Genomic DNA, 14894 nt, shown 5'->3' on the forward strand with positions numbered 1-14894 from the left:
ACGGTTACAATCAAATTACCCCTGCAACCGTCATTTTTTAAAACCTAAAATCTGCAATTGCCGAAATAATACTTGACAAACGATTTTCTAACTTTTATATTTCGCCAAATAACGAATTGGAAGAGATGCAATGCTTCATATTATGACAATAACCAAAGCGCTGGCCGATGAAAATCGTGTTCGCGCCCTGTTTGCATTGAAGGACCGGGAGCTTTGTGTATGCCAAATCATTGAACTTTTGGGACTCGCAGCTTCAACGGTTTCCAAACACATGTCTATCCTCACGCAGGCAGGCCTCGTTGAAAGCCGGAAAGATGGCCGCTGGAGATACTATCATTTGGCAGACGATGACGCCCCTCCCGAAGTGCGCGCGGCCATTGCCTGGATTTGCAGTTCCCTTTCAGATAATTCCAAAATCCGGCAGGATTCCGAACGTCTGAAAAAGATATTAAGACTTGATCCTGAAGAGTTATGCCGACAGCAAAGCACCCTTAACGCAGTCAAAACCAACGAATAATGACCATAATTCAAAAAATCTGAAGTTTACAACCCGTCCATGCTGGGGGCCTTTTGTCGATCGCGCCTTGATGCATTTTGCTGCCGATATCGAGAGGCTTAAGCAATTGGGAATAACCGGCTAACGATATAACCTGACACAGCAGTTCAATTTCTTTGCCGGGATTAAATTTTGATCTGAGAAAAGTTGAATCGGCGGTTTCTTTTCCGCCTCGGGGAGGAGGAAGTATGCAGATCAATCGTTGGTTGAAAATTGGTATGGTGGTCCTTGTCATCGCGGGACTGACAGGTTGCGGCCCTGAAACGGGTGAAATCCGGATCGACATTGATGAATTGTTGTCCAAACCCAGAACGTACGTTGGGTCCGACCAGTGCGAATTCTGTCATTTGGAGCATTACAATTCCTGGAAAACTACCCTGCACAGTCGAACCCTGCAAGACGTGACAAAAAACCTGGATGCCCTGGTGGCTGCCATCGATCCTGCAATCATCCGCTCCGACCTGAAGCGCATTGAAAAATCACTGCGCGTGCCGGTGGAAAAGATCTATATCCCCGAACTCAGCGAAGTAAAATATACTTTAGGCATGCAGTGGGAGCAGGGATTTCTGGTGGAAAAAAACGGGACACTTTATGTTGCGCCTATTAAATACAGCGCCAAGGAAGAGCATTGGATTGCCTACCGGGAGGAAGATTGGGATCGGCGTCCCTGGATCAAAAAATGCGCCGGCTGCCACGTCACCGGCGTTAACCTGGAAAAACAAACCTTCTTAGAAGCAAGGGTCGGCTGTGAAGCCTGCCATGGTCCGGCCTCCCTTCATGTGGCTTTGCCCGAGACGGCAGTTTTTGAAAAACACAGGACGATCGTCAACCCCTCCTACCTATCCGCCGGCTTCCGGACCCAGATCTGCGGTGCCTGCCACAGCCGGGGTAAATCCACCAAAGTTAAGGACATAGACTGGCCGGTGGGATATATTCCCGGCCGGGCTTTGGGCATCTATTATAAAGCAACTTCCTATGCTGCCGGCGACAGTCAATTCGTCTATCCCAATGAGTTTGCCAAAGGGCGCTACATGCAATTCAACGATTGGAAGCAGTCTATACACGCCAGGGAGGGCGTCACGTGCACTTCATGCCACTATGTCCACCGCTTGGGGACACCGCCGACGCAATTTCAAACCAAAGGGGCCGGATCCCAGCAGTGCCTGCAATGCCACAAGGTGATCAACAGCAACATGGCCCACTCCATCCACTCGTTTGCCAACTGTATTGGCTGTCACATGCCGCGCATCATTAAAAACGGGACAGGGACAATGGTCACCCGCTCGCATACATTCAAGGCCTTGCTGCCCAAAGAAACGTTGGCCGATCCCGCCGTCCCCAATTCATGCCAGACCTGTCATAAGCACCAAAACACCGACCTGGCGGTCCTGCAAAAGCTGTTCGACAGTTTGTCGCAAAAAAGTTTACTGCGCGTCCATCAAACCCGGCCGAGGTGGTAAATGTACGCGGAATTTCAAAGAAAAGTCTTCCGGGAGTACCCTGTCAACGGCAACGGCCTATCCGGCCGTCAACCTTCGCACGGGGCTGAGACGGCGACGGGATGGCGACGCACCATCGGTTTGCTTTTATTCCTGGTTCTGTTGTACGAACCGGCCGTGGCGCAAGATCGGACTCCAAGGACTTTTTCCGATTCCTCGGTGAAAAAATTGTCCTTCGGGCGCCCCGGCCCTGACCGGCGCAATGCCCATTCCTATATGTTTTTCTCGGAAAAAGACGCCCCGGCCCATGCGAGGGTTATCCAATACCGCAAGATCGCGCGAGTCCGCTACCGCAGATTGCTGGCGGACGCTCACTTGGGGCTCAGGTTCTACAAACAATTAGCCTGCGTTCGATGTCATCCCCGCCAGGGCCGAAGCCTGCATCACGCGCGCTCCCAAATCGCCTGCCGCCAGTGCCACGGCCCGGATCCCATTGCCGGTAACCGCCATTATTCTTCAAAATTAAACCCTCGACGGCGGTTCGTGCAGATATGCGCCAAGTGCCACAAGGGGGCGACCAAAGCGTTTGCCGCCTATATCGTCCATGAACCCAACCCGGCATATAAGACCACCCAAAAAAGTTTTCCACTGCTTTTTTACGCCTTTTGGGCTATGATGGCGATCGCCGTCGGTACATTTGCCGTTTTTCTGCCACATTCGATTTTTTGGGGTTGGCGCGAGTTCCGCAACACCGAAAAGCCTGAAACGTCTGACGGAAGCCGGCGGATCATGCGTTTCACGAAGACGCAACGATTTTTTCATGCTGTTTTGATCGTTACCTTTGTCACCCAGACAGCTACCGGGTTAGCGCGACTGTTCGGCGGAACGGCGTGGGGTCGATCTTTAGCATCCCTTTTCGGCGGCTACAACATGACCCTCCAAGTCCATAAGTGGGCCGGCCTTTTTATGCTTGCCGCTTTTGGTATTCACGTCATATATATGCTGGGCCGTATCGAATGGCGGCGATTCCCCGGCAGCATTTACGGCCCCGATTCTCTTCTGCCCCGCTTTGAAGATGTGCGCCAGGGGCTTCAGCATCTGGGCTGGATGGCGGGCAAGCACCCCCATCCGCGATTCGACCGCTGGACCTATTGGGAAAAGTTCGATTACGGGGGTGTTATGTGGGGCATCTTCGTCCTCGGCAGCACCGGTTTGATTCTCTACAATCCGGTTTTCTCCAGCCGTTACATGCCCGGCTGGGTATTTAACGCGGTGTTGTGGGTGCACCGCATCGAAGCAATTCTGGCCATGGCCCACGTGTTTACTATTCACTTTTTCATCGGACATCTCAGGCGTCATAACTTTCCCATGGATCTAACCATATTCGAAGGCAGCACCGATTTTGCGAAAGTCCGCCACGAACGACCGGCATGGATAGAGCGCATGCATGCGCAAGGCACATTACAAGAGGCCCTGGTTGCCGGTGAGCCGCACACTTTACGGCTGGTTTTTTATGCTTTCGGGTTTGCCATCATGGGAGCTTGTCTGTATTTGCTTGTCAATAGCTTAGTGCACGGAATAGATTTGGTGAAGTATTTCTTTGTATGATTTACACGATTTGTCAGGGTAGTGTCAAAATTTTGTTGACACTCTTATGTTAATTTTATAGCGATTTCCATAAATATGTTCCGAATGTGAATCCTAAAAGATAGCAAAACGTAAATTGAAACTCTCTTAAAAACCCGCTGAAGTGGGACGGGAAATGCAGCCTGTCCCGTAAAATTCTGCGTAGCAGACCTCCAATTGGAGGATTTCACTGGGACTCGCTATTACAGTTCAGATAGTTTTAAGTTTTAAAAGGTATCATGAAAAACTTTAAAGTTTGCGGCAGCGAATATGAAGAATTTTTAATCCGCATGGAAGAATTCCACGGTTATCGTTCTCCCGGGATCCTGCTAGGCGGCCTGATGCTGGATACGGCGCTGGAAAAACTGGGACCGACGCCTTATTTGAATGTGGTCTGTGAAACCGTGGCCTGTCTCCCGGACGCCGTTCAGATACTCACCCCTTGCACATTAGGCAACGGTTTTCTGCAGGTTTTTGACTGGGGAAAATTCGCCTTTACTGCTTACGACCGACAAACACTTGCCGGGATGCGGATGTGGTTGAATTATGACCGGCTTTCAGAGTATCCCATTGTGCGTAGCTGGTTTGAAAGGACCGGCCGGCCCAGAGAAAAACCCCCTTTCGAGCAGCTGGCCGCAGAGATATTGGCGGCGGCCCCGGAAATAATCGTCCATTGCGCGGTTCGCCTTGCCCGCGCTCTAAAGGACTCGCAGCCGGTACCGACGGGTCCCTGCCCCAAATGCGGGGAATCCTACCCGCTGAACCATGGCCCTGTCTGCCCCGCCTGCCGGGGCGATGCTTACTATAGATGAAGACCGGCGGTTCATTAGCGAAATATGTGGAAATTCCCCCTCGTATTTGGGAGGAGGGGCTGAATGCTTACCCTGTTTTTACCGCCATCATTGTCGGGGGAGTTTGGGCCAAATCGAGGAACATTATGGATTCGGAAATAGCCCTGAAATTGTGGTGCCATGGCCCGCTCGCCATGAGCACTGTGACACGATTGACAAATGATTTCCTGGCCGGGACCGAACTTAGATCCTTTTTTGGCGACCTCAAGGCGAGGAAAATTTTTTGCTTCCTTTAGAACCGGATGATTGGAATATCCTTGCGGCCCGGTCTTGTCAACGTGACAGGCGATGCACATCTGAGACCTTTCGTTGTCCATGCGCATGAACGGTGTGCTGCCCGCCTCTCCGCTCACCTTGATATCGTGAAGGGTGTGACAGGTGCCGCAATAAATCTCATTGTTGCTGTCCAGACGAAAGCTTGGCGGTAGTTTGAGCCTGTCAGAACTTTTTTTAAGCGCTTGGTGGGGGTTCCCTTTGACGATCTTAACTCGGCTGTCAACAACATATCCGTCATGGCAAGTGACGCACATTTCCTCAGATGAGGCCAGTCCCGTGGAGCCTGCAATGTCAATGGAGGAGTCTCTTTGTTCTATCAAAGTTTTTTGGTCGGTTTTAAAAACATCAAACCACAGGACATGACACACGAGGCATTCTTTGGAAGTTTGCTTAGTTATTGCCTGTGCCGAAGGGGCCAGGAGGTATAAAGCGCTGAGTAGAATTATTGCAATCGATTTCACTAGGCACCTTTATCACGGAACTTAAAAACACTTACTTTGTTTAGCGTTGACTGAACGACATATAGCCAACCATTAGAATCAAGGGCCATACCGACAGGAGTGGTTAACCGTAGAAAAGCGTCCTTTTGTCCGGATAAAATGCCATGTAGCTTTCCTGATTTTTCAAATACCTGAATAATTCCCGTATAACTGTCAGACACATAAATACGAGACCGATCATCAATAGCGATCCCTTTGGGGCGAAATAATTGACCCGCTAAAACCCCCAATTCTCCTATTTGCCTGGGATTCTTACCCATATGATCGAATATCTGGACGCGGCCGTTTAGGATATCCACTACATAAATATCCCCGTTTATATCAACGGCCAGCATACCCGGAAACCTGAATTCTCCTAACTGTTCTCCCAGGCCACCCCAGGAAAAGGCGAAAGAGCCGTCACTGTTAAAGCAGAGTATTCGATGGTTTTTTGCATCACTCACGTAGATGCGACCGGACCCTTTAGACACTTTTACGTCAACCGGACGGGCTTTCCATGGGGTGAGATCGATCTTTCGCAAATATTTTCCGCTGCCGTTAAATATTTGTATGCGCTGGTTTCCGGTGTCTGCTACATAAACATGTCCCCGTTCATCAATATCCATTCCCACCGGATTACGAAATTCTCCGTTTTCCGCCCCAGCCCGCCCAATGGCCAGAACAAACTCACTTTTTTGGTTGAATATCTTAACCTGGTTGTTGGCACCGTCCAGGATAAAGACCCTTCCGTTTTTCTCAACGGCTACTTCAGTGGGCTGATTGAACTCTCGGCGAATATCCATGACGTGTTCGACTCGGATATGCCTTATTCCCTCGTTGGAACTGAGCTTCACGGGCAGCAAAAAAATCAAGCAGATGCCAAGCCCAACAATCTTTGGCATAGTTTTTGTTTCAGAGGTGTTTTCTGGCCGGCGCTTGAAAGTCATTTCCCTGAATCCGCATGTGAATCCGGTACTTTCGGAAGAGTCTTATTAGCGTGATCAGTTAGAGTACTAAATTTGTTCATGATTAAATAAATGATCCCTTGGCTGCGCTTATCCGTAGTGAATAAGTTCTTTTGCAGAACAGCTTTAACCTTTTCCCTCTCCCGGTTATTGCGAATCCCAAAGTGCAATGAGTTAATCACAGTATTGACGGTTTGTTCATCTTGGGCCGCTAGAGTTGAAATAAAGACCTTTGGCCTGAGCAAAAGCATCCGGCCGAACATCTGCGACAAATGTTCGGCCGGAAGCCCGTAGGCTTTCGATATATATGCAATCAACGCATTCAATATATCTTTGTCGCCCTTGTAGATAAACAGGTCGGCTAAATAAGATGTATAGTTCATTACATCGATGATAGCCTGGAAAGATTCTCCGTTGTCAATTCTCTCTAAACCACTGCCGAACGGCGGCAACACACTCAGCAAGTACGCAGCATTTAATCGATAGCGAATACCTCTTTTTGCAGCCATGGAGGCCAACAACGCCTTTTCCCTTCTTTCCCACCCTTCTAGTTGGCTTAACTCATCAATCAGCGCATTGGCAATCGGCAGGAAATGTTCATCCAGCAAACGTAAGGCATCTAAAATAACCTCTGTCCTGATAAAATAATCAATATCTTTTCGGCTGTGAATAAAATCTCGATCCAGCAATATCTTTTCGAATAGTTTGATTCTGTTTTTAGAGTCAAATCTGCTTCCAATTTTATCAAGCGCTATGACGTCCTCGCGCTTCAGGGGATACCCGATTTTGAACAGATTACTGATCAGGTTACTTTCAAAGAATTCGAGTCTTCTCATCACACAGTCAACCCCTGCCTGTCCCAAAGGGCTCTCGCTCCATTGGTTATAAATTCCCGGCTGTACTTCGAGGTGACAGAGAATGCAGACTTTTTCTGAAGCAGGGCCAAATTTTTTATGACCAACATGGTATGCCCCTGCTTGATTGGTAAAAAGCCAGTAAACACCAAACAGTAATAGAAATATTTTCAAAAAGGTTTTCGTGCGCAGCATTACAGCTCTATTCCTAATTTAATCCATCGTGTTGAAGATAAGAATTTCAAATTTTTTTAGCCAAACCTTTTTCATCAAATAGATTGGACGGATGAAGCCCCCAGGACTCTCATTTCTCCGGTTTCAATTGGTATGACGATCTTAAGGGCCAGAGTGTAAAAGAGAAGGCCTGCGCCCCATACGCCAACTGATATCAGGACTTCCGGCATTGTGGGCCAGTATTCCCATATTTCGCCCAAGGGGGTGGGGATAAAACCCGGAACAACAAAGCCCAAACCCTTTTCGAGCCAGACTCCGACAACAATAAGAATGCAGGCAAGATTGAAACTCACGAAATTTTTTTTGGTCGCGGGAATAAGAAACAAGAGAAAACCCAAACAATTAAAAATAACGGCCGTCCAGATCCATTTTACCAGTCCTGTATATCCATGGAGCCCGGCAAACAAATAAACCAAAGGTGCTATGTGCCAGCCGCCTGTATAGAGTTCTTTGAAGACCTCGGCACCCAGAAAAATCAGGTTGATTCCCATTGCGATACAGACAATTTCCGCAATCTTGAACAAGGCTTCATCCTTAACCTTGAACTTAGTGAACTTACGAATCAACTGAAAAATTATTATACAAAGTGCCGGTCCGGAGCTAAAGGCCGAGGCCAGAAAACGTGGTGCCAAGATGGCAGTATTCCAGAAAGGACGTGCTCCAAGCCCGTTAAAGAGATATGCGGTTACTATGTGAACGCCAATGGCCCAGGGTATGGAAAGAAGGACAACCGGCATATAAATCCATTTTTTCGCCTTCTTTTCCAGGTAAATCCCGACCAGAAGGTATGTTGAAATGGCAAGGCTAATAAAAAGGTAGCCGTTCAAGACCAAAACGTCCCAGATCAGCAGGGATGAAGGAAAATTCGGGGTACCAATAAAGGGCAAAATATGCCAAAATCGTTGCGGATGCCCTAAATCCAAAGTCACAAAGAGCAGGCACATAAGAAGAGCACTGATTGCCAGAATCTCTCCCAAAACTGCGAGTTCTCTTATGGGGCCGAAATTATAGATATAGGCCGGAATGATTAACAATACTGCGGCGGCAGCTACACCCACCAGGAATGTGAAGTTGCCGATATACAAACCCCATGACACCTGATCGGTCATTCCGGTTATCGCCAGCCCGTCCTTAAACTGGTACCCGTAAGCCCACACACCGATACCGATCAAAGCCAGAAGAAATAAGACCCAAACATAATAAATGGGCGGCCCTTTCAGCAGTCTATCTTTCACCTGACTGAAAAAATGGATGACTTTCCGGATAAGTTTTGTCCCTTCTTTTTTTGGCATAAAAACAGATCTTCAGATAGAAAAGAAATAATAAAATTTTGGTTGCGTGTCCAGGTCCTCTTTAAGCCGGAAAACCCTTTGATTTTCTAACACCAGACTGATTTCGCTGGCGGGATCAAGAATATTTCCGAATTTTCGGGCCCCAACCGGACAGACCTCTACACAAGCCGGGTAACGCCCTCTGCGGGTACGTTGCACGCAGAAAGTGCATTTTTCCACTACTCCTCTCATTCGCGGCCGATTTCCCAGGTAGTGAAGATTGGTATTTAACTCCTCGGTGGGAATTTCCGGTTCGGCAAAGTTAAACCGCCTGGCCCAGTAGGGGCAGGCCGCCATACAGTACCGACATCCGATGCACCAGTTATAATCAATGACAACGATACCGTCGGGTTCTTTCCAGGTGGCCTTGGTCGGGCACACCTTCACACATGGTGGATTCTCACAATTCTGGCATTGGATCGGCATGGTGTAATATCCCTCTTTCGGCACCATGCCGGCCTCGTAGTAGTGCTCGGATTCTTCAAAGTTCATGGTTCCTTTTTTGAAACGCAGAACCCTTATCCACTGGATCTGGGGGCGGCGGCTTTGATTGTTTTCCTGAACACATGCATAGACGCAACGCCGGCAGCCGATACACCGGGAAAGGTCCAGTCCATAGGCAAAAAGTACATCGGGGAAGGGCGGCTCGGTCCCCAAGATAAACTCCCGGCCGTACTTTTTCTGATACTGTTTCTGTAAACGTTGCTTAACTTCCTTGATTTCATCCGGGCGCATCTCTTTGAAATGGGACTGAACAAATTCTTTTAAAAAGTCACCGGGGAGCAACTTCTCCCCCAAGCCGCAACCGCCGAGTGCAAGCGAAGCAGAAGCAATTCCACCAGCTTTCAGAAAGGTTCGCCTGCTCATGGCATTTCCATATTCTGTTTTCACGTTTGATCCTTATCTTAAATCGTTAGTTATTCCGCATAACGTTTAATGATGTTAATCCTCCGACTCCCAACGACCATAACTGGGAGGGCGGGGCGGATCTTCCGACATAATTTTTCGATACTTAGGGCTGTGAGGGTCATGGCAATGAACGCAGAGCAGGTATAGTTTTTTCCCGTTCCACTGGCCCACTCTCCGGCCGTGAATACCCCATTTCCAGTCACGGTAAATCGTTCCGTGGCACTGTCCGCAAAGCAGATAAGATTCTTCAAAAGATATAAGTTCGCCCTTGATTAATCTTAGATAGTTTCTTTCATCGGTACTGTGACAGTTCAGGCACCAGTGCCATTTGCCATGTTTCAGATTAATATTCCCATGCATACGCACCAGAATTCTCGGCCTGGGATCAGGTGCTCTAAGATACTTTCCAAGATAAGATTTTCCCCCGTAAATTTGGCTGCTCAGGCCCCGAAGGTCTTTACGATGGCAAGCCTGGCAGGGAAATAGTTCCCGGTAAACAAGCGGAGGAGGCACCGGAAAAACTGTTTGCCCCTCTTGCACTTTTTGCTCTGCACGAACTTCGATAGAAACCACTAAACAGATTAAAGATATTAGTAGAAATCGTATTTGTTTTTTTGTTCTCAATTTTACCATGTTTTTAATGATAGGAAATGACCGGAACTTGCTTTTGGGAAAAGAATCATTCTGCTTATCTTTCGCATCAAAAAAGAAGAATTAACGCATTAAATAGATCACCTTAAGTATCGTTGTAGGGTTAAGTCCTCTGGTGTCAACTACTGACACCATCTCCATTTCGATTCATTTCTTTCATCTCAAACTCAATGAAACTGCGGGTCAATATCGCCACCGCCTGATAAAACGGCAATTCTGCTTCTTGTATTACCATTTCGCAGAAAGCGGGAACCCAGCGAATGAGGTGTTCCTCGATGAATTTCTTTTCAACCTGCCGGCAAGCACCCGCCCTGGCCGCATCCGCCGCCTTCCAGGCCTGTTCTTCACGAAGCGTGAGCTGCTGCATGAATTCAAACTCCACACTGATGTGATCGGGCATGCCCTTGTAATCATCCGTATAGGAAAGTCCGGTGGCCTCAATAAATTTCTTAGCTTCGACGGTTGATGCTCCCCAGAGCATACCCCACTGACCGTCTTCCCGTTGGTGATGGACTGACTCATGGGGAGAAATGTGTTTGCCGGGGCCTAAAAAAAGGCGGGTATACTCCACCGCCAGGTCCTCCAACAACTCCGCTGCGGGTTTCTGCATAAGACCGTCGATGCCCTCAACCTCCAAAACGGACAGAGCCCCCAGGAACTGGGGGTCTTTTATCTGCCCAAGGAGATCTGAGGTAATCTCCTGACGATAGATCGTAGCCAGCAGGCCGTAGATATCGCTACGGTGCCTGGCCTCGGCACCAGGGTCTTTTGTTTCTATATCAGCCAATTTAACCTCCTTTGTACAAGTGACTAAAGTTTAAAGTGATCTAAAGTGATTAAAGTTAAGGTTTTAGTTCCACTCAATCTGTTTATTTTGTCCTGAAAAACCTGGTCCTTTGGGCCTCCGGCTCGTAGAGCCTACGCCTCGGAGAGCCAGGTCAGAGTTCTCCGGCTCTGCCTTGGAGTTTTGTGTCTAAAATCACAAATTACAAGCACCAAAAAACAAACAAGCTCCAAACTACAAGCACCAAATTCCAAGGAAATTCCAAGGAAATTCCAAACTACAGGCACCAAATCTTAAGGAAATTCCAAAGTTTGTTATTTTGAATTTCGGTCATTGTGATTTGTTTGTAATTTGCAATTTGATATTTGTAATTTCTCCATTTCGGTCACGCGCAGCGCAGGCGCTTGCGCCGCGTGTTGTTATTTGTTTGATATTTGATATTTGTTATTTGGAATTTAATTTACTCCATTTGAGATAGATAGAGTTCCGAAACTTTAGCTCACTTGAAACTTTAGTTCACCTAAGACACTTTCCCGATTATCTGGGTTAAGTGCTGCCTCCGCATTTAGACTCTATGGAGGGTTGGAATACTGGAAGATGGAACATGGGGCGGAAAGAAGGTAATACGGCATTTATTAGTTCTTTTCTAAAATAAACAATTTTTTAAAAATCGTCTATTCCCCTTTGATCCCATCATTCCAGTATTCCATGGCCCCTTTCTTTCCAACGATGAAAAAGAAGGGCAAGTTATTTACGCCCTGGTCACCTGGACCACCGTATCAAACCACCTCATCATGCCGTTAATCGGGTCCGGACTATTGGGGATGGCCCAGTTTGGATGCACGCCATGATTTTTCCACCACATGAGCTTGAGATCGGGATCATCAATCCCAGAGGCGAAGGGGGTTTTTTTGCCGGACGCGTAGCGGCCATACTCCCAGTGCCCCCGGTGGTGAGATACCGCTACAACGCCGGGTACAATCGCCTCAATCACGTTGGCCGTGGTCGTAAATTCACCCACAGCCGATTTGATCTTGATCCTGGCCCCGTCCTTGATCCCCAGCTTTTTAGCCGTCTCCGTATTGATCTTGGCCGGGTTGTCGTGGTAAATCTCGCTTAGCCATTTGCAGTTGGCCGTGCGGGAGTGGGTCATTACCGGGACCTTATAGGTCGTCAGAATAAGGTCATCCGATCCCATTCTCTGATGCTCCGGAATGGCCATGAAGGTCGGCAGGGGTGGAAACCCCTTGATTTTCAAAAGCTCGGAATACAACTCAAAGTAGCCGGACTTGTTGACCGCATCCGGTTTGAACACCTGGTAGACCTTGTTGCCGATCTTCTGGCCCACATAGCCTTTAAAGGCACCTTTGGTTTTGGTGTAGCCTGTCTTCCGGGCTTCGGCTTCACTTTTGACATTGACCTTTTTCCAGTTCCAGTAAACCTGAGTGGCCTTGTCCAAAATGACGCCGTCGGCCTTAACAGCAGCTTTACTGATCTCCTTTTTGTAAGTGTAGTAAGCGGGCTTGGCCTTGGGATCATGCCAGACGCCGTGTTTTTTCATGTACTCGAATCCACCGGCTTCTTTGACGCCCGGGGTCATTTCGCATGATTTTTTGAGGAACTCTTCGGTCGAATTGTACCCCAGCGAAAAACCAAGTCTTTTGGCCAGCTCAATCACCACGTTATTGAAGTCGCGGCTCTCGCCCAACGGTTTCACAAAGGGCTGGCGGATGTAGAACTCCGCAATCTGGGCCGGCGAAACCATGTCTTCCCAACCCCACCACTCCAGATAGGACGGGTTGGGCAGAATCAGGTCCGCCAGGGCCGTTGATTCACCATAGTAAGCGTCGGAGCAGACAGTGTAGGGGAGCAGGCTTTCATCTTTAAGAATATCGATGTTCTCCTGTACCTCGCCGTTGGCGTACACCGGGTTGTAGCAGTACCACATATAAATTTCCGGCCGCCCGTTCCTGCCGTCCTTGATCAACTTAAGTACTTGATGACTCACATGATGCGTCGGGTAAGCGGTTTGGCCCGGAAACCCGTCAGCGAGGTCGAGCCCTCTGCCCTTGGGCTTCTTGGGTCCTTTGGGATACGTCCAACCTGCGCCCACCGCCTTGCAGCGGCCGCCCGGGTTATCAATGTTACCGGTAATGCCGGCCAGCATCTGGCAGGCCCGCTCGGTTTCATTGCCGTTGTAATGGGCTATGGCACCCCGGTAGCTGACCAGACAGGCCGGTTTTGTCTTGGCAAACTCCAGGGCTATGGACTTGATCTTGGCAGCCGGAACCCCGCTGATCTTCGCGGCCCACTGGGGCGTGTACTTGGCCAGGTGTTTTTTCAGGGCCGCCACCTTTGCATCCGTGGAGGCGTCGGGATCTGCGGTCACCTTCATAAACTTGAAAAATTTCCTGTCGATGAGTCCGGCCTTCATGATCACCTGGCACATGGCCAGGATCACAGCCTGGTCGGTACCCGGCTTAACAGGTACCCACTCCGTCGATTTGGCCGCCGTGTGGGAGACTCTTACATCGAAGGTAACCATCTTCACCTTGCGATCCGCTATGGCGGCCATCAGCCTCGTGGCCACGGGAATGTGGTTGGTATGGTTCTCCAGACAAGCGCTGCCGAAATTGAGCACGTACTTGGTGTGGTCAAAATCCCAGTTGTCGTAATGGCCGCCCCAGGTCAGCTCCTGGGCCGTCCACTTGCCGCCCTCGCAGATGGAGGTGTGGTTAGCGATGGTCTTGGTACCATAACCGCCCAGGAAGGCTTGCACAATCTTGTCCTGTGAGGCCTTCATGCGGCCGAACTGGAACATGAATTTTTCCGGACGGCCCGCATCGCGCAGCTTCTTCAAGCGACCCGTCAGTTCGTTCAAGGCCGCGTCCCAGGATATCCGCTTCCACTTGCCTTCGCCGCGTTTTCCGACCCTTTTCATGGGATGCAGAATCCTGTCCGGGTCGTAGAGCTGATTGATTCCCGCAGCCCCTTTGGCACAGATTTTACCAAGTCCCCTGATGGAATTCGGTTGCCCTTCCAGCTTGACAAGCCTTCCATCCTCCACATAGCCGACCATGGCATCTCTGGTAACACACGTCCAGCAGGCCGAAGCGATCTTCTTTCTTTCAGTACCGGTTTTGGGCGAAAAATCCTGGCCGCCTTCAGCGAAATCCACAGTTCCGGCCAGGGCCCGGGAAACGGTGGCCTTACCGGTGGCCAGGACCGCCGCACTTGCAGCCGCGAGCTTAATAAGGTCACGGCGAGTTATGTCTCGTCTCATTATATGTTCCTCCTTTTGCATTAAATATGCTGGTCCACCCAGGCTTCGTTCTCCACGAACTTCCTTTTGGCCGCAGCCATCTTTCCAAGTTCCCCTTGATTGTCGATGTAAAAGCACATGGGAACCGTGTTTTCGCCCGGGAGCAGGGTGGTTTTTTTGCGTTTACCCACCAGTCCGAACTCTTTGGCCAGCTTGGAAACCGAACTGCCGGGGTCGTTCAGATCGCCGAAGTGCCGCGCCCACCCTGGGCAAATGTTAACACAGGCCGGAACGACCCCCTGGTCGATACGATGCTGGCACAAGGTGCACTTGCTGATGGCGTTTTTGGTCTTGTCCTTGCCGGACAGCAGCAGTTTATTCCAGTTGCGCGCACCGTAAGGACAGGCTTCGATGCACTTGCCGCACCCGATGCACAGAGAATTGTCTAACAGAATCAAGCCGTCGGGACGTTTGTAGGTGGCACCGCCGCGGTAACGGATGGTCTTGCCGTCGGAAGTGGTGAGCTTTCTCCTATCCTTGGGGTACTCCGGGCATGCCTTGACGCAGGGCGGAATCTTGTCCTCCTTGTTGCCCTCGCAATGGTTGCACAGCCTGGGTAAAAAGAGCTTCGTGGAGTTGGGGTACTTGCCGTAAAACTCCTCGTAAACGGCCGTGCG

Annotated in this window: 13 protein-coding genes; 4 read left to right on the forward strand and 9 right to left on the reverse strand. The window is 49.4% G+C overall.

The annotated features are described in order from the left end of the window. Window positions 1-130: 130 nt before the first annotated feature. From V3S16_RS18165 to V3S16_RS18180, 4 genes are all read left to right on the forward strand, one after another. Window positions 131-517 carry an ArsR/SmtB family transcription factor gene (locus V3S16_RS18165; RefSeq protein WP_413887567.1) on the forward strand — a complete coding sequence of 129 codons (387 nt, stop codon included), beginning with the start codon at window positions 131-133 and terminating at the stop codon, window positions 515-517. 227 nt (window positions 518-744) lie between these two features. Then, entirely contained in the window at window positions 745-2016 is a 1272-nt protein-coding gene (locus V3S16_RS18170) for an ammonia-forming cytochrome c nitrite reductase subunit c552 (protein WP_413887569.1), read from the forward strand. Beyond that, complete coding sequence (locus tag V3S16_RS18175; protein WP_413887571.1) at window positions 2017-3603, forward strand: cytochrome b/b6 domain-containing protein; 1587 nt, start codon at window positions 2017-2019, stop codon at window positions 3601-3603. A 257-nt stretch (window positions 3604-3860) separates the two neighbouring features. Beyond that, entirely contained in the window at window positions 3861-4433 is a 573-nt protein-coding gene (locus tag V3S16_RS18180; RefSeq protein WP_413887572.1) for an FmdE family protein, read from the forward strand. Between the two features lie 14 nt (window positions 4434-4447). On the opposite strand, the gene V3S16_RS18185 is transcribed toward V3S16_RS18180, so the two are convergent. From V3S16_RS18185 to V3S16_RS18225, 9 genes are all read right to left on the reverse strand, one after another. Beyond that, window positions 4448-5209 (reverse strand): hypothetical protein, encoded by a 762-nt coding sequence (locus V3S16_RS18185; RefSeq protein ID WP_413887574.1) that lies wholly within the window; start codon window positions 5207-5209, stop codon window positions 4448-4450. After that, on the reverse strand, window positions 5209-6129 hold the full coding sequence (locus V3S16_RS18190) for an NHL repeat-containing protein (RefSeq protein ID WP_413887576.1): 921 nt from the start codon (window positions 6127-6129) through the stop codon (window positions 5209-5211). The genes V3S16_RS18185 and V3S16_RS18190 overlap by 1 nt, the downstream gene beginning before the upstream one ends. Window positions 6130-6170: 41 nt before the next feature. Continuing rightward, window positions 6171-7028 carry a hypothetical protein gene (locus V3S16_RS18195; protein WP_413887578.1) on the reverse strand — a complete coding sequence of 286 codons (858 nt, stop codon included), beginning with the start codon at window positions 7026-7028 and terminating at the stop codon, window positions 6171-6173. Between the two features lie 287 nt (window positions 7029-7315). Beyond that, window positions 7316-8572 (reverse strand): sulfate reduction electron transfer complex DsrMKJOP subunit DsrP, encoded by a 1257-nt coding sequence (dsrP, locus tag V3S16_RS18200; RefSeq protein WP_413887580.1) that lies wholly within the window; start codon window positions 8570-8572, stop codon window positions 7316-7318. 12 nt (window positions 8573-8584) lie between these two features. Continuing rightward, window positions 8585-9502 (reverse strand): 4Fe-4S dicluster domain-containing protein, encoded by a 918-nt coding sequence (locus tag V3S16_RS18205; protein WP_413887582.1) that lies wholly within the window; start codon window positions 9500-9502, stop codon window positions 8585-8587. A 51-nt stretch (window positions 9503-9553) separates the two neighbouring features. Next, window positions 9554-10144 carry a hypothetical protein gene (locus V3S16_RS18210; RefSeq protein ID WP_413887584.1) on the reverse strand — a complete coding sequence of 197 codons (591 nt, stop codon included), beginning with the start codon at window positions 10142-10144 and terminating at the stop codon, window positions 9554-9556. A 145-nt stretch (window positions 10145-10289) separates the two neighbouring features. After that, complete coding sequence (locus tag V3S16_RS18215; protein WP_413887586.1) at window positions 10290-10958, reverse strand: molecular chaperone; 669 nt, start codon at window positions 10956-10958, stop codon at window positions 10290-10292. A 748-nt stretch (window positions 10959-11706) separates the two neighbouring features. Then, entirely contained in the window at window positions 11707-14238 is a 2532-nt protein-coding gene (locus V3S16_RS18220) for a molybdopterin-containing oxidoreductase family protein (protein ID WP_413887588.1), read from the reverse strand. Window positions 14239-14258: 20 nt separating this feature from the next. Beyond that, the coding region (locus V3S16_RS18225) for a 4Fe-4S dicluster domain-containing protein (RefSeq protein WP_413887590.1) at window positions 14259-14894 on the reverse strand (636 nt) is incomplete at its 5' end.

It is taken from the genome of Candidatus Desulfatibia sp. (genome assembly GCF_036446775.1).
Taxonomy (GTDB): Bacteria; Desulfobacterota; Desulfobacteria; order Desulfobacterales; family UBA11574; genus Desulfatibia_A.

What these genes read in the sequence shown, in the direction of transcription:
- V3S16_RS18165 (WP_413887567.1), top strand. Translation starts at nt 131, where the DNA reads ATGCTTCATATTATGACAATAACCAAAGCGCTGGCCGATGAAAATCGT.
- V3S16_RS18170 (WP_413887569.1), top strand. Translation starts at nt 745, where the DNA reads ATGCAGATCAATCGTTGGTTGAAAATTGGTATGGTGGTCCTTGTCATC.
- V3S16_RS18175 (WP_413887571.1), top strand. Translation starts at nt 2,017, where the DNA reads ATGTACGCGGAATTTCAAAGAAAAGTCTTCCGGGAGTACCCTGTCAAC.
- V3S16_RS18180 (WP_413887572.1), top strand. Translation starts at nt 3,861, where the DNA reads ATGAAAAACTTTAAAGTTTGCGGCAGCGAATATGAAGAATTTTTAATC.
- V3S16_RS18190 (WP_413887576.1), bottom strand. Translation starts at nt 6,129, where the DNA reads ATGCCAAAGATTGTTGGGCTTGGCATCTGCTTGATTTTTTTGCTGCCC.
- V3S16_RS18195 (WP_413887578.1), bottom strand. Translation starts at nt 7,028, where the DNA reads ATGAGAAGACTCGAATTCTTTGAAAGTAACCTGATCAGTAATCTGTTC.
- dsrP (WP_413887580.1), bottom strand. Translation starts at nt 8,572, where the DNA reads ATGCCAAAAAAAGAAGGGACAAAACTTATCCGGAAAGTCATCCATTTT.
- V3S16_RS18220 (WP_413887588.1), bottom strand. Translation starts at nt 14,238, where the DNA reads ATGAGACGAGACATAACTCGCCGTGACCTTATTAAGCTCGCGGCTGCA.